Raw genomic sequence first — 17,629 nt, 5'->3', positions numbered from 1 at the left:
CAAAAACAAGGGTTCTGCGGCTGGAAAATCCGGTCGCGAGGGGGAGGAAAATCCGGTGACGTTAGAGACGATCGATATCGTTATTATCGCTGGCTATGCGATTGCACTGCTGGGGATCGCGCTGTTTGTCAGTCGTGAACCCAAGGGGCATGATAAAAACACAGAGGATTACTTCCTCGCCGGGCGTGCATTGCCCTGGTGGGCCATCGGTGCCTCGCTGATCGCGTCGAACATTTCAGCTGAACAGATCATTGGCCAATCGGGCCAGGGCTATGCCGTGGGCATCGCGATTGCGGCTTATGAATGGCAGGCTGCGATTGTCCTGATCATCGTGGCGAAATACTTCCTGCCGATCTTCCTCAAGCGCAAGATCTACACCATGCCGCAGTTTCTGGATCAGCGGTACGGACATGGCGTGAAGACGCTGATGAGCTTCTTCTGGGTTGCGCTCTACACGGCTGTAAACCTCACCACAGTGCTGTGGCTGGGCGGTCTGGCGGTCACGTCGCTCACCGGTTGGAGCGTGATGACAGCAATGGCGGCGCTGGCCGGTTTTGCTGCGCTCTATTCGCTCTATGGCGGGCTGAAAGCGGTTGCGCTGACGGACATTATTCAGGTCGTGATCCTGATCCTGGGCGGATTTGCGATCACCTGGATCGCATTGGACGCGTTGCCAGCCAAAGGCGCGCTGGGCGGGCTTGGCCTGCTTTGGCAAGAAATGCCGGGTCATTTCGAGATGATCCTTGATGAGAGCAATCCGGCCTATTCCGACCTACCGGGCATCTGGACACTGCTGGGCGGCTTGTGGGTACTCCACTTCAGCTATTGGGGTTTCAACCAGTATATCATCCAGCGTGCGCTCGGTGCGGAGAATCTGGGCGAAGCGCAAAGGGGCTTGGCCTTTGCAGCTTTCCTCAAGATCCTCGTACCGTTCATTGTGGTTATTCCCGGCATCGCCGCTGTCATTCTGGCGCAGCAAGGCATGCTGGATGGCACGGCATTGGCGGAAAAATCTGATCGTACCTATGGCGAACTGATGAGCTTTGCCCCGGCTGGTCTGCGTGGTCTGGTGTTTGCTGCGCTTATCGCCGCTGTGGTGAGTTCGCTTGCATCCATGATGAACTCGATCTCGACCATCTTTACGATGGACCTTTATCGAAGCTGGAAGCCAGATATGGGCGAACATCACTATGTGACAGTTGGTCGTGTTTCAGCATTCAGCGCCATGATCGTCGCGCTCTTCCTCGCGCGCCCTTTTATCGGCGGCTTTGAAAGCGGCTTCCAGACGGTTCAGGAATACACTGGTTTCATCGCGCCGGGCATCGTGGTGGTTTTCCTGCTCGGCTTCTTCGACAAGAAGATGAACGCGGTGGGCGCATTCACAGCGCTGCTCGGCTCGTTGGCGGTCAATGTGATGTTGAAGTTCGGCATGCCTGACGTACCCTTCATCATCCGCATCTGGGGCGTGTTCATGCTTTCGATTGTCGCTGCCGCGGTTGTTTCACGCATGACAACGCCGCCGGAAGAAGAGCAGACCGTCAAGCTGGGCGATATCGCCTTTGCCACGACCATGCTGTTCAATACGCTGGCAATGTTGACGGTTGCAATTCTTATCGGACTCTATGTAATTCTCTGGTAAGGATTTTCCAGCTGGCGCTCTGGGGGGAGCGCTAGCCATCTAACACCGGAGCCGCTGGGGGGTGGCTCCGGTGTTTTTTATTGGTCCGCGAAACCCTCAGCCAGAAACTTCAGCGCGCATCCAGCCAGCATCGCCGTGCCTTTGGGCAAGGCGTTCTCGTCAACATGCATGCGCGGTGAGTGGATCGCGCAGCAGCTGCGCCAGTCCTCGCCTTCATTGGCCACGCCCAGGAAAAACATCGCACCGGGCACTTTTTCCAGCAGGTAAGAAAAATCCTCGGCGCCCATGATCGGGTCTGCGAGATCGCGCCACCCCTCCGCACCACCAATCTCTGTGGCAACTGCCCGGCCCAGATCAACCGCCCGCGGATCGCAAATCGTGACGGGAAAGCCCTCTACGATCTCAACATTGGCGGACAGGCCATGTGCTGCGGCGACATGACTGGCCATATCGGTCAGCAATTCGCGCGCTTTCAGCCGATGCTCTTTGCTGAGCGTCCGGATAGTGCCGTTGATTGTGGCTTCATCGGGTATGACGTTAAATGCAGTTCCCGCGTGGATCTGCGTGACTGTCACGACCACCGCGCTGGCGGCATTGAAGCGGCGCGTCACCATCGCCTGGATCGCGCTGACCAGAGCAGCAGTACCGGGCAATGGATCGACGCAATCATGCGGCATTGAGGCATGCCCGCCCTGCCCGGTTAAGGTGATTGTAAATGCGTCCGCAGCTGCCATCAGCGGTCCGGGTCTGCCCGCCAGCACGCCAAACGGCGCATTGGGCATGATATGCAGCGCGAAGGCGGCGTCAGGCAGTGGGTCGATCAGGCGGTCTTCCAGCATGAAACGCGCGCCGTGATAGCCTTCCTCGCCCGGCTGGAACATGAAGTCGATCGTGCCGGCAATCTGTTCGCGCTTGGCACATAGCAGCCGCGCCGCGCCCGCCAGCATGGCAGTATGCGTGTCATGTCCGCATGCGTGCATCCGGCCTGGAACTGTCGAGGCGAATTCCAGATCGGTCTTCTCATCCATCGGCAAGGCGTCCATATCGCCGCGCAGCAGCACGCGCCGACTTTGCCCTTTAGCCGGTATGCCGCCTTCCAATGTGGCCACCTGGCCGGTGGTCGAGGTGCCTTCGCGCCATGTTAGCGGTAGATCGGCGAGCGCTGCGCGCACCTTGGCCATGGTTTTGGGCGTGTGCAGCCCCAATTCTGGCTCGGCATGGATGGCGCGGCGTAAAGAGACGATATCCCCGCTCAGCTCGCGGGCGGATTCGATAAGGTTTTCTGTCAGCATGGATGCAATCTAGCGCAAATGTTGCGCATAGGAAGCGGCATTGTAACCAAGCCACGTTTGGCCACGAATTTGAGTTGCACTGCAAAATCACCTAGTGAACGCACATGGTTTCCGACTAAGGAACGATGATTATGGCTGGCCCGATCCATGAATTTTCGCATTTGCCGCGACCCAAAGCTAATGTGAAATCGGCTTGGCGTGTGAGACGCGACGCGCGTGCAGAGGGTGACCCTCCAATTGTCGGACTGATCTATAATCCGCGCAGCCACCACAATCGGGGGCAGGACCTCACCAGCAAAATTTCGCCGGATGTCTTTGTGGCGCAACCGGGAAACCGCGATCAATTGCCAGAGGCGCTCGCGCGCCTTGCCGAACGCGGGATCGATTTGTTGGTCATCAATGGCGGTGACGGTACAGTGCGCGATGTGCTGACTTGTGGGGAGCCCATTTTTGGCGATGACTGGCCTGTTGTGGCGGTGTTGCCCAAGGGCAAGACCAATGCGCTGGCGGTTGATCTTGGCGGCCCGAGTGACTGGACATTGCAATGCGCGGTTGACGCGTATGAAAATGGGAAGCGGGTCAAGCGCAGCCCGATGGCGATTACGCCGCTTGATCAGCCTGATGCGCGGGTGCTGGGGTTCATTCTGGGTGCTGGCGCGTTTACGCTAGGCACCAAGGCAGGCCAAAGCGCGCACAAACTCGGTGCGTTCAACTCATTGGCAGTAGGCGTTACGACCTTCTGGGGCATTTTGCAGGCGGTTTTCGGAACGCGCGCCAATCCGTGGCGTCGCGGAGCAAAGATGGATTTGCGTTTGGCGCCTAGTGGAGTGCCGTTGGAGCATAGCGGGCTGGGCGAACCAGAGCGCAGGCTTATCCTGCTGGCATCAACGCTTGAGCGCTTTCCTGGGGGGATCAAGCCCTTCGGATCATTGGGTAAGGGTTTGAAGCTGGCTGCACTTGATCAGATCAGCCGCTGGATGACATTGATGCTGCCCGCGATCCTGTTTGAATTTGGCCCCAAGAATTTGCGTAAGCGCGGCTTTCACCAACTGGTCGCGCAGTCTTTCGAGATGGAGCTGGATGACCAATTCATTCTCGACGGCGAAGCTTTTCCTGCTGGCCGATACAGGGTCGAAACCGGACCCGAGATCGATTTCGTTGCGCCCTGAATGACGCCGCCATGAGCGCTTTGGCAGAACGAATCTCAGCAAAATCTGCGGTCGCAATGCATCCCGCCATTGCTGAATTTGCCGCGCGGCTTGCAATTGAAGCGGGGGCGCTGGCGGTTCTATTCTACGGCTCCAATCTGCGGACCGGATTGCTTGAAGGCGTGCTCGACTATTACGTGTTGCTTCCGGGCGAGGAGCAGGAGAAGATATGGCCGCGTGTCAGCTATCGCGAATGGGACAATCAAGGCGAGACGCTGCGCGCCAAGATCGCCACTATGTCGCTCGCGCAGTTTGCCAAGGCCGCATCGGGCCAATCGCGCGACACCACTATCTGGGCGCGGTTCGTGCAGCCGTCTGCTTTGGTTTGGGCCCGCGATGGCGATGCGACGGCGCAGACACTTGATGCGCTTGGTGATGCTGCAAAAACTGCGGCGCGGCTGGCTGCGGCGCTCGGCCCGCCAAGCGGCACCGCCGATGACTATTGGCGCGCATTGTTCCGCGCCACCTACAAGGCGGAGTTTCGGGTAGAGAAAGCAGGCAGGGAAGATAGTATCTTGTCAGTCAACGTGGCGCATTTTGACGGGCTATTGCCTCTGGCGCTCGACGCACAAGGCATTGCGTTTGATGAAGCAGGCGGTCGCCTGACACTCAAGCTGACGGACAATGCTCGACGCGAAACACTATCGTGGTGGAGCCGCCGCCAACGGCTAGGCAGGCCGCTCAACATTCTCCGCCTGCTGAAAGCCAGCACTACGTTTGACGGTGCGGCGCGCTATGCCGCGTGGAAGGTGCAGCGCCACACGGGTGTGCCGATTGAAGTGACGCCATGGCGCGAAAAACACCCTGTGCTCGCGGCACCGGGTGTCTTGTTCAAAGTCTGGCGAGAGCAGAAAAAGCAGCGGAGCTGAGCCTGCTTGTCTCTTACATGTAGCGCATATTGATGCGGATCGACGTTACACCTTCGCCCACTTCAAATGCTGTCTTGCGGTAGCTCGGCTTGCCGAGGTTGAAAATATTGATCGAGGGATTGTTGGACATCGCGCCGCCATCCTCGCTGACTTCGGTTTGTCCATTGCCGTTAACATCATGGCGAACAGCGATGCCATAAGTGCCCGCGCGCGGAACCGGCATGCAAAACACCATCGTCCCTTCGCGGGCAGAGGTTTCGATCCGGTTGATCCATTTGCCCCGTTCTAGCCAATCCGATTTGACCCCGCGATAGCTTTGCACGCGGATCCGACCCCCGGATGATTTGATACCGGCAACGGTCACGCGCACCGCAGGCCCGCCGCCGGGCGCGCATTGGCGCATATTGTTGGAAATTTCCTGACGATAGGTCACGGAGGGAGCGCCTTGCGCCCAAGCGGCTGCAGCCACCGGAGCAAGCGTCGCTGCGGTCAGTGCAAATCCGGCTGTGATCAGTCTTGATCGCATCTTCTCGCGTGTCCTTCAGTCGTTAAAACGCTGCTGCGCCAAAGGGGCAAGCGTAGCAGCGCGATAGGGCATTTCGCCCTAATTCGAAAACCTTATGCTGCAAAGTGGCTGAATTGCGGCTGAATTTGACGAACGGATATCCTTAATCTTCGCGCTACTGTGTGTGGAAAAGGCCACGCGCCTGCTTGTCGGCGAGTCTTCCCCGGCGTTACTGCGAGGAAACGCGGACTTTTGCGAAAGCACACCATGGCCACACCGCTCATTTCACCTTCCATTTTGTCAGCTGACTTTGCGCGGCTGGGCGAAGAAGTGCGCGCGGTGGATCAAGCAGGTGCGGACTGGATCCATATCGATGTGATGGATGGGCATTTTGTGCCTAACCTCACGATCGGGCCTGACGTGGTCAAAGCGCTGAGACCCCATTCGGACAAGACCTTTGACGTGCATCTGATGATTTCACCGGTCGATCCGTATCTGGAAGCTTTTGCAGAGGCCGGCGCGGATATCATCACCGTCCATCCAGAGGCGGGCCCCCATGTACACCGCACGCTGCAAGCGATCCGTGCCTTGGGCAAGAAGGCCGGGGTGGTACTGAATCCAGGCACGCCCGTCGAAGTGCTCGACAATCTGATGGACCTGGTTGACCTGATCCTGGTGATGAGCGTCAATCCGGGCTTTGGGGGGCAGAGCTTCATCCATTCGCAGCTCGACAAAGTGCGCGCGATCCGCGGGATGATTGAAAGGGCAGGGCGAGATATCCACCTGGAGGTCGATGGCGGCGTCAATCCTGAAACCGCGAAGCTTTGCGTTGATGCCGGCGCGGACGTGCTGGTTGCAGGTTCTGCAACCTTCAAGGGCGGCCCGTCCCAATATGCCGCCAATATTGCCGCGCTGAAGGGCGAAGTCTGATGGAAGCGTTGCTGTCCGGCTCGAGCGACACCAAACAGAGTGAAGATCTGTTTGGCGAGATCGAGGAAGATCGCTCTGCGCTGCCTCTGGCGGCGGCGGGCGATGTGCAGCCTGTCATTGACGGCGAAAGCGAAATTCCGCTGACTGAAGCGCGCACGCTTGTGTTGAGCGACTTTGTACCGCCCAAAGCCGATTTGACCGAAAAGCTGGTGCGGGTTGCCTATCGTCTTGGGATCAGTGGCGCAACGCTGACCGCGCCCTTCCGCAAGCCCGCGCGCCCGCGCTTGCTGGCAACGGTCAAACCGGCGCTGGCAGGCGACCGGGTGGCAGGGATGGCGCTGCGAGCGGGCCACTTCATGATCAACGGCATGAAGGCGCCGATTTCCGAAGTTGAATATCAAAGTTCGTCGCGCGCAACGCCGCCGTTCGAGCGGATGATCCATGGTTTTGCTTGGCTACGCGATCTCAGCGCAGCTGGCCAGCGCGAACAATGCGTCGAAACGGCTGAGCGGATTGCAGGGCTTTGGCTTAAAGCCAATCCAAAGCCGGGCAAATGTGCGGCTTGGTACGTCGACTATGTTTCAATGCGACTGATGGCGTGGCTCGTCCATGCGCCGCTTTTGCTGTCAGGCAAGGATGAAGCCTTGCGTCCGCAAATGCTGGCTACGATTGATGAAACGGCGCGCTGGCTCGATCGTGAAGTGCGCCGTACGCCAGATCCGCTCGGTGCAGTCCTGGGTTGGGGTGCCTTGATCGCTGCGGGCTTGTTGCTTCCACAAGGTAAGCCGCGGCGGCTCTATGCCGAAGCCGGGCTGGTCGCGGCATTGGGCGATTTTGTCGGCGAAGATGGTGGCGCTTTGTCACGCAGCGCGATCGCACAGATGGATGTGATCGCCATGCTGGTGGATCTGGAGGCTTGCTATAGAGCGGTTGACCGCGATCTGCCGCAAGCGTTGTGCCTGATGCGCGAGCTGCTTGTGCCGCCCATTCTGGCGTTGCGACATGGCGATGGTGCCTTGGGCAATTGGCAAGGCATAGGGGCCATGCGGGCGGATCGGCTTGCTGCGCTGATCGATGCTAGTACCGTGCGCACACGCCCGCTGAAGGATGTGAAGCACTGGGGCTTCCATCGTCTGACCGGTGGGAAGACCATTATCCAGATGGATGCAGCCCCGCCGCCCCGCTCGAAGCATTCGCGTTCGGGCTGTGCATCGACGCTGGCCTTCGAAATGTCCGACGGACTCAGTCGCCTGATCGTCAATTGCGGCGGCGCGGCGCTGGCCGGTGGGCTTGTTCCGGCGCGGATCGAGCAGGGGCTGCGAGCCACCGCGGCACATTCCACGCTGATACTTGACGATGTAAACTCGACCTCGGTGCTGCTTGGCGGAAAGCTGGGCAAGGGGGTCGAGAAGGTCGAGATTGAGCGTAGTGAGATTGCACGCGGAACGGCCAGTGCGCAGCGCATCGAAGCGAGCCACGATGGTTATGCCGCACGGTTCGGCCTGATCCACCGCCGTATCCTGTTGCTGCGCAGCGATGGTTGCGAGTTGCGCGGCGAGGATGTGCTGGCGCCATCCACCCGCAAGGGGCAGCGCGGCAAGATCAAATTCGCAATCCGGTTCCACCTGGGTCGGGGAGTAGAGGCGCGCCTCTCCGAAGACAGGCTAGGCGCCAGTCTGTTGTTGCCCGACGGCGGCTTGTGGCAATTCCGTCTTGGGGGGAATGATGCGGGTGCGGACTTGGCGCTCGAAGAAAGCATGTGGGTCGATGGCGACGGGCATCCGCATGGCGTTGACCAATTGGTGGTGCAGGGAATGATATCGCGCGGCGGGGGGCAATTCTCCTGGCTGCTAAAGAAAATGGGGTGATTTCCTAAGTGACGGATGTGACAATCAAGCGGGCACTGCTGTCAGTGTCCGACAAAACCGGATTGGCTGAACTGGGCCAGGCCTTGGCTGCGCGCGGTGTGGAGCTGGTTTCGACTGGGGGAACGGCAAAGGCGCTGCGCGATGCGGGGCTTGAAGTTCGCGACATCTCTGAACTCACCGGCTTTCCTGAAATGATGGATGGGCGGGTCAAGACGCTGCACCCCAAGGTGCACGGCGGCTTGCTGGCAGTGCGCGACAATCCGGAGCATGCCGACGCAATGGAAGAGCATGCAATTGATGCGATCGATCTTGTCGTGGTCAATCTCTACCCCTTCGAAGCGACTGTCCTGCGCGGCGCCGAACGTGACGAGATCATCGAGAATATCGACATTGGCGGTCCGTCAATGGTTCGTAGCTCGGCGAAAAATCATGCCTTTGTGACGATCGTGACAGACTCAGCGGACTATGAAGAATTGCTGGGCGAACTGGATGAAAGTAACGGGGCAACCTCGCTTGCATTTCGAAAGAGGTGTGCCGCCAAGGCCTTTGCCGCCACCGCTGCCTATGACAGCATGATTAGCCAATGGTTCGCCTTTGCTGACCAGCAGCAGCAGTTCCCCGATTTCCTGGCGGTCAATGGCAAGGCGCCGACCGTCCTGCGCTACGGCGAAAACCCGCATCAGCAGGCGGCACTTTATACCCCTTCGGGTCCGCATGGCTCAGGCATTGCGCAGGCCGAACAGCTGCAGGGCAAGGAGCTGTCCTACAACAACTACAATGATGCCGATGCGGCGCTGGAATTATGCGCTGAATTCGGTGGCCAGGATCCTGCAGTTGTCATCGTCAAGCACGCCAATCCTTGCGGTGTGGCGCAGGCGGGCAGCCTGGTCGATGCATGGGAAGCGGCGCTGCAATGCGATAGCGTTTCGGCGTTTGGCGGGATCGTTGCAGTCAACCAGGAGCTGGACGGTGCCACAGCCGAGCAGATCGCGAAGATATTTACCGAAGTTGTGATCGCGCCCAGCGTTAGCGATGAAGCGCGCGAAATCTTCGCGACGAAGAAGAACCTGCGTTTGCTCACGGTTGGCGATTTGCCTGATCCGCGCCGTGGCGGTCTGATGGTCAAGCTGATCACTGGCGGCTTGCTGGTGCAGAGCCGAGACGGTGGCGCGATCTCAGAAAATGATCTGAAAGTTGTCACCAAGCGCGAGCCGACAAGCCAAGAGCTGAAGGATTGCATGTTCGCATGGACCGTCGCCCGGCATGTGAAATCGAACGCGATTGTTTATGCCAAGGATGGCGCGACAGCCGGGATTGGCGCTGGCCAGATGAACCGCCGTGATAGCTCGCGCATTGCTGCGATGAAGGCGGCAGAAGCAGCAGAAACCTATGGCTGGGATACGCCGCGAACCACAGGCAGCGCCGTTGCCTCTGATGCATTCTTCCCGTTCGCGGATGGATTGCTGGCCGCAGCTGAAGCTGGGGCGACTGCGGTGATCCAGCCGGGCGGTTCAATCCGCGATGATGAGGTGATTTCAGCCGCGGATGAGGCAGGCCTCGCGATGGTATTCACCGGAATGCGGCATTTCCGGCATTAAATCCGCCACCACCGCCTGTGCCTCAAAATCTCGTGCGCACAGTTGTGGCCCGGTGCGCCGGTCACTCCGCCGCCAGGATGCGCGCCTGAGCCGCATAGCCAGAGCCCCTTGATTGGCATCTTGTGGCTTCCTGCACCCAGCACAGGCCGGGCGGCCCATAACTGGTCCAGGCTCATACGGCCGTGGAAGATATCCCCGCGCCACAGGCCGAATTTTGCTTCGAGAGCACGGGGTGTGTGCACTTGGCGGTGCAGTACCAGTTCCCGGAAGCCCGGTGCATGATGCTCGATTACATCGAATACAGCATTGACCGCTTCGTCTTCGCGATCCTCGGGAAGATCAGGGTCAACATGCTGGCAAAACAGGCTGGCGACATGCTGCCCTTTCGGGGCGAGGCTATCATCCACCATGCTCGGGATCAGCATCTCTACGATTGGCTGGGCGCTGAATCCGTTCGCGCGCGCGCTGTGATAGGCTTGGTCCATATAATCGAGCGATGGTGCCATAATGATCCCGCTGCGCAAATGCGCATCACTTTCCGGCGCATGGCGGAATTTCGGCAGATCCGATAGCGCGACATTCATGCGCAAGCTGCCAGAGCCGCCGCGATAGCCATCCATGGCGCGGGCAAAATCATCCGGGATAGCCTCGCGCGGGACGAGGCGATCGAACAGTGGCTTTGGCCCCAGATTGGAGATGACCCGCTTTGCGCGCAGGACCTCTCCGTCCGCCAGTTCCACGCCTACTGCCACCTCGTCATCAACTATGACGCGCGTGATGCGGGCATTGGTACGGATCTCGACGTCTTGCTCGCTGCACGCCTCGGCCATCATTTGCGTGATTGCACCCATCCCGCCAATGACATGACCCCATGCGCCCTTGTTGCCGTTCACTTCTCCAAAGACATGGTGTAGCAACACATAGGCGCTGCCCGGTTCATCGGGCGACGCATAGTGGCCGACGCAGGCGTCGAAACCGAACGCAGCCTTGACTGGATCGCTTTCGAACCAGTCGTCGAGCACTTCGCGCGCGGAACGCGTGAAGATTTGCAGCACCTGCCGCTGCCGCTCGGTTGAAAGCTTGCACAAGCCGCGACCCTGCATTGCGACATCAACAAGCGAGCGCAATCCGCCTTTGGGATCCGGCGGAACTTTCAACGCCAATCCGCGCAACACCTCGGCGGCATCTTCCAGCATGTCGAAATACTCAGGCAAGCGTTCTGCATCGGTTTTGGAAAACCGTGCCGACTGTGCCTGGCTCGCTTCGAGCCCACCGCCCATCATTATGAAGTCACTTTCGAGTGGCAGGTAGTTCGACACCGGCCGCTCAATCACGCGATAGCCGCGCGCGACCAGCCCCATGTCTGCGATTACTTTGGGTTGCAGCAGGCTCACGGTGTAGCTTGCGGTCGAATTACGAAAGCTGGGGGCAAACTCTTCGGTCACCGCGGCGCCTCCCACCACGTGCCGCGCTTCGCATACAGTCACATTCATACCTGCGCGCGCCAGATAGAAGGCGCAAGTTAGCCCGTTATGACCACCGCCTATGATGATTGCATCCAGCATTGAACTCCGTCCGTAACTTTTTTATGCCGCTGTGCGGATAGATAATCGATGACAGCATCGTTCACCGTCTGGAAACCAAACAAGGTTAATGAGGCCATGAACACAAACATTGAGCCTAACAACGAGAACACTGCGCATGGGCATTCTGAAGTCGGACATCTCCCGCAATTTTGGCATTGGCTTCATTGTCGGCGCGTTCATGGTGGGTGCGATGTCGGTTCAGACATGGGATACGCAAATTGCCAGCCCGGCAATGGCCACGACAGCGGACGCCGAAGCCTCTATCACTCGATAATGCAAGCGCGCAACGCTTTGCTGGCGGCGGTAGGTGCTTTTGCGCTTAGCGGTTGCGGTGTTGCGGCGAGTGCAGCCGAAAGGTTTGTAGAAGCACCGGTGGCTGCTTTGCAGGCCGAAGAGCCTGAAGGCTTGCAAGTTGCGATATTTGCTGGCGGCTGCTTCTGGGGCGTTGAAGGCGTCTTCAGTCACGTTAGAGGCGTGAAATCATCCGTTTCCGGCTTTCACGGCGGAAGCGAAAGTACTGCAACCTATGGCCAGATAGTGACCGGTCTGACCGACCACGCCGAGGCGGTGCGCGTGGTCTATGACCCTAAGGTCGTGCGCTATGACGAGTTGTTGCAGATCCTGTTTTCTGTTGTGACGGACCCTACCTTGCTCAACCGTCAAGGCCCGGACGTTGGTTCGCATTACCGTAGCGCGATTGTGCCGATGAACAATGAGCAAGCTCGCGTTGCTCGCGCCTATCTTGCCCAGCTTGATGATTCAGGGGTTTGGGGCGCGCCGGTGGTGACCAGGATCGAACGCTACAAGAAGTTCTACGAGGCCGAGCAATACCATCAGGACTTCATAGCGAAAAACCCGCGTCACGGGTACATTGTCCGCTGGGACGCGCCAAAGGTCCGTGCGCTGGCAGACATGTATCCCGAGCACTACACCAGCACATTTCTGCGCGATGGAAGCTGATCTGGCGTAACGGCGCTGAGCGCACTATATGTGCGCGCATGGCTAGCCATTCACACGCACACAAAGAACACTCAGGCACAGGTCTGATAGAGGCCGCACGCGACTCTCTGATCGCATCCGGCGAACAATGGACCGGAATGCGCGAAGCTGTTTTTGCCGAGCTCGCAAAGCATGAACGGCCGGTTTCCGCCTATGATATCGCGGACAACCTGTCGCGCGCGCGCGGCAAGCGTGTCGCACCGAATAGCATCTACCGAATCCTAGATCTGTTCGTGGCGAACAACCTTGCATTGCGAGTTGAAAGCGCCAACGCGTTTCTCGCTAACACCCACCCTGGCTGCCAGCATGATTGCATCTTCATGGTTTGCGATGAGTGTGGCGAGGCGACTCACATCGATGACGATCAGACATCCCGCCGTATTCGCGATCTTGCCGCTGGATGCGGCTTCAGCGCGCGCCGGCCGGTGATCGAGCTTCGCGGCCTTTGCAAAGCCTGCAAAGGCTGAATCAATGCAGAATAGAGGCAATCCGTGCATTTTCAGCGATAAAGCGTTCATCGACAGTTCTGATTTTCGAGTGTAAGTGTTTGGCTTATGAGTCACGCACCGCAAACACCGTTGCTGGATAGGGTTCAATCTCCGGCTGATCTGCGCAAGCTCGACAAGTCGGAGCTGCGCCAGTTTTCCGACGAGCTTCGCGCCGAAATGATTGATGCTGTCAGCACGTCTGGCGGGCACCTCGGATCGGGCTTGGGTGTGGTAGAGCTTACCACCGCGATACACTATGTCTTCAACACGCCCGAAGACAGGCTGGTGTGGGACGTTGGCCACCAATGCTATCCGCACAAGATCATCACCGGCCGTCGTGACCGGATCCGCACCCTGCGGCAGGGCGGCGGGCTTTCCGGCTTCACCAAGCGTGCTGAAAGTGAATATGACCCGTTCGGCGCCGCGCACAGCTCGACTTCTATCTCGGCGGCATTGGGCTTTGCTATGGCGAACAAGCTTAATGACAAGACCGGGCGCGGCATCGCAGTGATTGGTGACGGCTCAATGAGCGCGGGCATGGCTTATGAAGCGATGAACAATGCCGAGCAGGCGGGCAATCGCCTGGTTGTGATCCTGAATGACAATGACATGTCGATCGCACCGCCCGTGGGCGGTCTGTCCGCTTACCTTGCGCGGATGGTGTCTTCCTCCGAATATCTCGGCTTACGTTCGCTTGCATCCAAAGTGACACGCAAGTTTTCTCGCCGTGTGCACAAAGCACTCGACAAGGCTGAGGAATTCACCCGTGGCATGGTAACTGGCGGGACGCTGTTCGAAGAGCTGGGCTTCTATTACGTCGGACCGATTGATGGCCATAATCTGGATCACCTGATCCCTGTGCTCGAGAATGTTCGCGATAGCGACCAAGGGCCAGTGTTGATCCATGTCGTGACGCAAAAGGGCAAGGGTTATGCGCCGGCTGAAAACAGCGCTGACAAGTATCATGGGGTGCCCAAGTTCGATGTGGTAACGGGTGAGAAAGCCAAGTCTGCTGCCGGTCCGCCAGCCTATCAGAACGTCTTCGGTGATACACTCGCCAAGCTGGCTGAGACTGACAAGCGCATTTGCGCGATCACTGCCGCAATGCCTTCCGGTACGGGCGTTGACCGTTTTGCTGAGGCGCATCCCGAACGCGCCTTTGATGTTGGCATCGCGGAACAGCATGGCGTGACCTTTGCAGCCGGGCTTGCCGCGCAAGGCATGCGACCGTTCGCGGCGATTTATTCAACATTCCTGCAGCGCGCCTATGATCAGGTGGTCCACGATGTGGCGATCCAGAACCTGCCGGTCCGTTTCGCGATTGACCGCGCAGGGCTTGTGGGGGCGGATGGCTGTACTCATGCAGGATCATTCGACATCACTTATCTTGCGACGCTGCCGAACTTCGTCGTGATGGCGGCTGCTGACGAGGCCGAACTGGTCCATATGACCTATACCGCGGCGGAATATGATGAAGGCCCGATTGCCTTCCGCTATCCGCGTGGCAACGGCGTGGGGGTTGAGTTGCCCGAGGTCCCGCAGAAGCTGGAAATTGGCAAAGGCCGGATCGTTCGCGAAGGTAGTAAGGTCGCGATCTTGTCCCTGGGCGCACGCCTCGCTGAGGCAAAGAAAGCGGCGGAAACTTTGGAGGCTAAAGGTCTCTCGACCACTGTCGCGGACCTACGCTTTGCAAAACCGCTCGACAAGGACATGATCGAGAAACTGATGCGCGCTCATGAAGTGGTCGTGACAATTGAGGAAGGCGCGATTGGTGGGCTCGGCGCGCATGTGTTGACCTTTGCCAGCGATGAAGGCCTGACAGATAATGGTCTGAAAGTGCGCACCATGCGCTTGCCCGATGTTTTTCAGGACCACGACGATCCGCACAAGCAGTATGATGAAGCTGGCCTCAATGCGCCTGACATTGTCGCGACTGTGCTGCGCGCTTTTCGGCACAATTCAGCAGGCGTTGAAGAAGCGCGGGTGTAAGCGCGAAGACAGCAGGTGCGCATAGCTGTTCAATTTCTGGAGGCGCTTGATGCTGATAATTGACAATACCGATCACATCGCGACGCTCACCATTGATCGCGCAGAGACAATGAACCCGTTGGGGGCGCCGGGTGATGGAGACATCTTTGCCAAGGCTTGCGATGACATCAACCGCGATATGAACGTGCGCTGCGTCATCCTGACGGGCGCGGGCCGGGCGTTTAGCGCTGGCGGCAATATCAAGGCGATGAAGTCACGCAGTGGCACCTTCGGCGGTAGCGCGCCGGCTATTTCTGACGGGTACCGTGACAATATCCACCGCATGCTGCGCGCACTCTATGGCTTGCGCGTGCCGGTGATCTCTGCCGTCAACGGCCCTGCGATTGGCTTGGGTTGTGACGTCGCGTGCCTCGGCGATATCCGTATCGCGTCGGAGAAAGCGAAGTTCGGTGTGACTTTCCTGAAGCTCGGGATCATTCCGGGCGACGGTGGCACTTGGATCCTGCCGCGCATCATCGGCGAAGCGCGTGCGGCCGAGTTGTTCTACACCGGAGACGTGATCGACGCGGTAACCGCGCGGGAATGGGGCTTGGTCAGCCGCGTAGTGACTCACGAGGCTCTGCTCGATGAAGCAAATGCGCTTGCCGACAAAATCGCCGCCATGCCGCCACATGCCTTGCGCCATGCCAAGAACCTGATGCGGCAAGGTCGCGATGTGTCATACGACACCGCGCTGGAATTGGCAGCGAATACGCAGGCTATGGTCCATTTGACGCAAGATCACATAGAAGGTGTTAATGCCTTGATCGAAAAGCGGGCGCCGAATTTCAAAGGCGAATAGCGCTAGCGGTAGTCGGCAGGCAGCGGCTGGACCACTTCCTCGCTGACATAAATGATCGCAGGACGTTCGAGCTCCGGTTCGACCGCCATCGCCTCGCCAGTCGATGCATCCTCAAGCGTGTCCTGCGGTATCAGAGATTGCGCATGTTCCGGGCCGCGCATGATCGCTTCGATGCTGCAATTGCGAGGTGGGGGCTGATTCTTAAGTGTGGCAATATCCGCCTCCCGGTTGCACAGATAGCTTTCGCGCAGCGCATAGTAAGGGTCATCACTATCTTTGATCTGGCCGATCCGCTCGTCAAACTCGATCCGGAATTCCAGCGAATTCACTGTATACGCGGGGATTGCGTAATAGGGTGTATTGAGCGGCTTGCCGACCGCGAACGGCAGGATTGACTGGTCGATCCCGCTGCCAAGCAGATCGCGCAGCGTTGTTGAGCCCACCAGCGGCAGCACCAGAAACGGCCCCGGGCCAACCCCGTAATAACCCAGAGTGTTGGCAAAACCATTGCGACGGTAGGGCAGGTTGATTGGTTCCTTCTTGGCAACGTCGAACAGCCCAGCCACGCCCACGGTCGTGTTGATCGCGAAGCGTCCGACCGTTTCCAGCGCCTTGTCTGGTTTCAGTTGCAGCAAGTAGTTGAGCGCGTTCACCGGCTCCATCAGATTGCGCAGAAAATTTCTCAGGCCCTTGCGGATCGGGCTCGGCAAATCCTCTCCATAAACATCCGCAATCGGTTCGACGAAAGCCCTGTCGATATCGCGTGTCAGCTTATAAGCCTGAATATTGACGTTCTCGAGCGGGTCCTTCAACGGATCGGCACCCTCTCCGGTCACGACAATAACGTTGCGATTGTCCGTCGGTGGTGCTTCCTCGGCCTGTTCCAACACCTGCGTCTCTTGCGGTGCCGAGCTTTGTACCAAAACAACTGCTTGCGGCTGCATCATTACGGCAATTGGGGAGCTTGAAACGAGGAATACAGAAGATGCCAGCGATATCGCCATGCTTTACCTTTCTTACCCCGCGGCCGTGTTGTGGCACAAAGTGAAGCTTCAAGACAAACAAAAGCTTACCGGCAATGGACCAATTGCGACTTTGTGTCGACGATCCGATCTAGAACCAGCGCCAGATGCCTGCAGGTATCCCGCCTAAGGGCATATGTGCCCAACTGAGCGCAAGCCAGGCCGCCAGCCCGATCGCCCAATAGATCAGACCTACGGAAAAGATATTGCCCCAGCACGGCCAATAGCTTGTTCGGCTGGACCATTCGGCCCAGACATCACCCATCAGCGCTGCTTTCTTGCGGTCCTGTAGTTTAGCGCCGACCAGCGCGAGAATGCCAATTGCGAATGCAATGATGACGCTTCGGAGGTTCGCCCAAAGGATAATGTGCGAGAGCGCCCAGAGGGCAAAGCCCCACATCATTGGATGGCGGGTAACGCGGAACATGCCCTTCGGCTTAGCGCGCGCCTGTTCGGCGGCCTTGGGAGTCGGCATGGCTGGGTTTCCAGCGAATGAGCCCGCCCAAAAGACCAATGCAATTAGGGCGAGGGCCGATGCGACAATCCATCCGATTTCGCCCGATCCGGGAAGGTCGTCCGACGGCGCGGCTTTGTAGGCTAGGTAGACCCAGAACAAGGTGGCGACGCTTACTAGCGAATAGACTGCGCTGAAGCCGCCTTCCTTGAGCACCCCGACAAGCGGTCCGCGCAACGGATGCGACATCGCGAAATGCGTGCCAACAAATGCGATATTCGCCGCGACCAATTGAACCAGTGCGTCACTCATGCCCTATCTCCCCACCGTCTGTGACGGAA

Annotated in this window: 16 protein-coding genes; 11 read left to right on the top strand and 5 right to left on the bottom strand. The window is 58.6% G+C overall.

Annotated elements, in window-relative coordinates; all coding sequences use genetic code 11:
* Positions 1 to 55: 55 nt before the first annotated feature.
* Positions 56 to 1,639, top strand: a complete 1,584-nt coding sequence (locus tag QZ487_RS01955; RefSeq protein WP_285976097.1) for a sodium/solute symporter — start codon at positions 56 to 58, stop codon at positions 1,637 to 1,639.
* Between the two features lie 77 nt (positions 1,640 to 1,716).
* Here the strand turns inward: QZ487_RS01955 and QZ487_RS01950 are convergent, their stop codons facing one another.
* Positions 1,717 to 2,931, bottom strand: a complete 1,215-nt coding sequence (locus tag QZ487_RS01950) for a M20 family metallopeptidase (RefSeq protein ID WP_296023075.1) — start codon at positions 2,929 to 2,931, stop codon at positions 1,717 to 1,719.
* Between the two features lie 200 nt (positions 2,932 to 3,131).
* Here QZ487_RS01950 and QZ487_RS01945 point away from each other — a divergent pair, with 200 nt between their 5' ends.
* Together QZ487_RS01945 and QZ487_RS01940 are read left to right on the top strand one after the other, a co-directional pair.
* On the top strand, positions 3,132 to 4,100 hold the full coding sequence (locus QZ487_RS01945) for a diacylglycerol kinase family protein (RefSeq protein ID WP_285976095.1): 969 nt from the start codon (positions 3,132 to 3,134) through the stop codon (positions 4,098 to 4,100).
* An 11-nt stretch (positions 4,101 to 4,111) separates the two neighbouring features.
* Entirely contained in the window at positions 4,112 to 5,008 is an 897-nt protein-coding gene (locus tag QZ487_RS01940; protein WP_296023073.1) for a hypothetical protein, read from the top strand.
* 13 nt (positions 5,009 to 5,021) lie between these two features.
* Here the strand turns inward: QZ487_RS01940 and QZ487_RS01935 are convergent, their stop codons facing one another.
* Positions 5,022 to 5,534, bottom strand: a complete 513-nt coding sequence (locus QZ487_RS01935) for a DUF2141 domain-containing protein (protein ID WP_285976093.1) — start codon at positions 5,532 to 5,534, stop codon at positions 5,022 to 5,024.
* Positions 5,535 to 5,780: 246 nt separating this feature from the next.
* On the opposite strand from QZ487_RS01935, the gene rpe reads away from it, so the two are divergent.
* Genes rpe through purH form a run of 3 tightly spaced genes read left to right on the top strand, consistent with a single transcriptional unit; the run spans position 5,781 to position 9,909 of the window.
* The gene (rpe, locus tag QZ487_RS01930; RefSeq protein ID WP_285976092.1) at positions 5,781 to 6,443 is read left to right on the top strand and encodes a ribulose-phosphate 3-epimerase; all 663 of its coding nucleotides are present in this window, start codon (positions 5,781 to 5,783) and stop codon (positions 6,441 to 6,443) included.
* A complete protein-coding gene (locus QZ487_RS01925; RefSeq protein ID WP_285976091.1) occupies positions 6,443 to 8,311 on the top strand; it encodes a heparinase II/III family protein in 1,869 nt (622 codons plus the stop codon). Before rpe ends, QZ487_RS01925 begins: the two co-directional genes overlap by 1 nt.
* Positions 8,312 to 8,319: 8 nt before the next feature.
* On the top strand, positions 8,320 to 9,909 hold the full coding sequence (purH, locus tag QZ487_RS01920; RefSeq protein WP_285976090.1) for a bifunctional phosphoribosylaminoimidazolecarboxamide formyltransferase/IMP cyclohydrolase: 1,590 nt from the start codon (positions 8,320 to 8,322) through the stop codon (positions 9,907 to 9,909).
* On the opposite strand, the gene QZ487_RS01915 is transcribed toward purH, so the two are convergent.
* The gene (locus QZ487_RS01915) at positions 9,906 to 11,474 is read right to left on the bottom strand and encodes an NAD(P)/FAD-dependent oxidoreductase (RefSeq protein WP_285976089.1); all 1,569 of its coding nucleotides are present in this window, start codon (positions 11,472 to 11,474) and stop codon (positions 9,906 to 9,908) included. The two genes, purH and QZ487_RS01915, sit on opposite strands and share 4 nt — an antisense overlap.
* A 136-nt stretch (positions 11,475 to 11,610) precedes the next feature.
* On the opposite strand from QZ487_RS01915, the gene QZ487_RS01910 reads away from it, so the two are divergent.
* The 5 genes from QZ487_RS01910 (at position 11,611) to QZ487_RS01890 (ending at position 15,812) form a co-directional block, all read left to right on the top strand.
* The gene (locus tag QZ487_RS01910; protein ID WP_285976088.1) at positions 11,611 to 11,769 is read left to right on the top strand and encodes a hypothetical protein; all 159 of its coding nucleotides are present in this window, start codon (positions 11,611 to 11,613) and stop codon (positions 11,767 to 11,769) included.
* Positions 11,769 to 12,455, top strand: coding sequence for a peptide-methionine (S)-S-oxide reductase MsrA (msrA, locus tag QZ487_RS01905; RefSeq protein WP_285976087.1), 687 nt, complete (start codon positions 11,769 to 11,771; stop codon positions 12,453 to 12,455). Before QZ487_RS01910 ends, msrA begins: the two co-directional genes overlap by 1 nt.
* A gap of 38 nt (positions 12,456 to 12,493) precedes the next feature.
* Positions 12,494 to 12,961: a Fur family transcriptional regulator gene (locus tag QZ487_RS01900; RefSeq protein ID WP_285976086.1), complete on the top strand. Its 468-nt coding sequence runs from the start codon at positions 12,494 to 12,496 to the stop codon at positions 12,959 to 12,961.
* A gap of 87 nt (positions 12,962 to 13,048) precedes the next feature.
* Positions 13,049 to 14,971, top strand: coding sequence for a 1-deoxy-D-xylulose-5-phosphate synthase (dxs, locus tag QZ487_RS01895; protein ID WP_285976085.1), 1,923 nt, complete (start codon positions 13,049 to 13,051; stop codon positions 14,969 to 14,971).
* Between the two features lie 49 nt (positions 14,972 to 15,020).
* Positions 15,021 to 15,812 (top strand): crotonase/enoyl-CoA hydratase family protein, encoded by a 792-nt coding sequence (locus tag QZ487_RS01890; protein WP_285976084.1) that lies wholly within the window; start codon positions 15,021 to 15,023, stop codon positions 15,810 to 15,812.
* Positions 15,813 to 15,814: 2 nt separating this feature from the next.
* On the opposite strand, the gene QZ487_RS01885 is transcribed toward QZ487_RS01890, so the two are convergent.
* Positions 15,815 to 16,816 carry a VacJ family lipoprotein gene (locus QZ487_RS01885; RefSeq protein ID WP_296023071.1) on the bottom strand — a complete coding sequence of 334 codons (1,002 nt, stop codon included), beginning with the start codon at positions 16,814 to 16,816 and terminating at the stop codon, positions 15,815 to 15,817.
* Positions 16,817 to 16,925: 109 nt separating this feature from the next.
* Positions 16,926 to 17,600 (bottom strand): NnrU family protein, encoded by a 675-nt coding sequence (locus QZ487_RS01880; protein ID WP_285976082.1) that lies wholly within the window; start codon positions 17,598 to 17,600, stop codon positions 16,926 to 16,928.
* Positions 17,601 to 17,629 lie beyond the last annotated feature (29 nt).

The sequence above is a fragment of the uncultured Altererythrobacter sp. genome (genome assembly GCF_913057185.1).
GTDB classification, from domain to species: Bacteria; Pseudomonadota; Alphaproteobacteria; order Sphingomonadales; family Sphingomonadaceae; genus Erythrobacter; species Erythrobacter rubellus.
This window is presented reverse-complemented; position numbering and strand designations above follow the sequence as displayed.

Excerpts from the sequence above, each read along its gene's own strand:
- QZ487_RS01950 (WP_296023075.1), bottom strand. The coding sequence starts at position 2,931 with ATGCTGACAGAAAACCTTATCGAATCCGCCCGCGAGCTGAGCGGGGAT.
- QZ487_RS01940 (WP_296023073.1), top strand. The coding sequence starts at position 4,112 with ATGAGCGCTTTGGCAGAACGAATCTCAGCAAAATCTGCGGTCGCAATG.
- QZ487_RS01935 (WP_285976093.1), bottom strand. The coding sequence starts at position 5,534 with ATGCGATCAAGACTGATCACAGCCGGATTTGCACTGACCGCAGCGACG.
- rpe (WP_285976092.1), top strand. The coding sequence starts at position 5,781 with ATGGCCACACCGCTCATTTCACCTTCCATTTTGTCAGCTGACTTTGCG.
- QZ487_RS01925 (WP_285976091.1), top strand. The coding sequence starts at position 6,443 with ATGGAAGCGTTGCTGTCCGGCTCGAGCGACACCAAACAGAGTGAAGAT.
- QZ487_RS01915 (WP_285976089.1), bottom strand. The coding sequence starts at position 11,474 with ATGCTGGATGCAATCATCATAGGCGGTGGTCATAACGGGCTAACTTGC.
- QZ487_RS01910 (WP_285976088.1), top strand. The coding sequence starts at position 11,611 with ATGGGCATTCTGAAGTCGGACATCTCCCGCAATTTTGGCATTGGCTTC.
- msrA (WP_285976087.1), top strand. The coding sequence starts at position 11,769 with ATGCAAGCGCGCAACGCTTTGCTGGCGGCGGTAGGTGCTTTTGCGCTT.
- QZ487_RS01900 (WP_285976086.1), top strand. The coding sequence starts at position 12,494 with ATGGCTAGCCATTCACACGCACACAAAGAACACTCAGGCACAGGTCTG.
- dxs (WP_285976085.1), top strand. The coding sequence starts at position 13,049 with ATGAGTCACGCACCGCAAACACCGTTGCTGGATAGGGTTCAATCTCCG.
- QZ487_RS01890 (WP_285976084.1), top strand. The coding sequence starts at position 15,021 with ATGCTGATAATTGACAATACCGATCACATCGCGACGCTCACCATTGAT.
- QZ487_RS01885 (WP_296023071.1), bottom strand. The coding sequence starts at position 16,816 with ATGGCGATATCGCTGGCATCTTCTGTATTCCTCGTTTCAAGCTCCCCA.
- QZ487_RS01880 (WP_285976082.1), bottom strand. The coding sequence starts at position 17,600 with ATGAGTGACGCACTGGTTCAATTGGTCGCGGCGAATATCGCATTTGTT.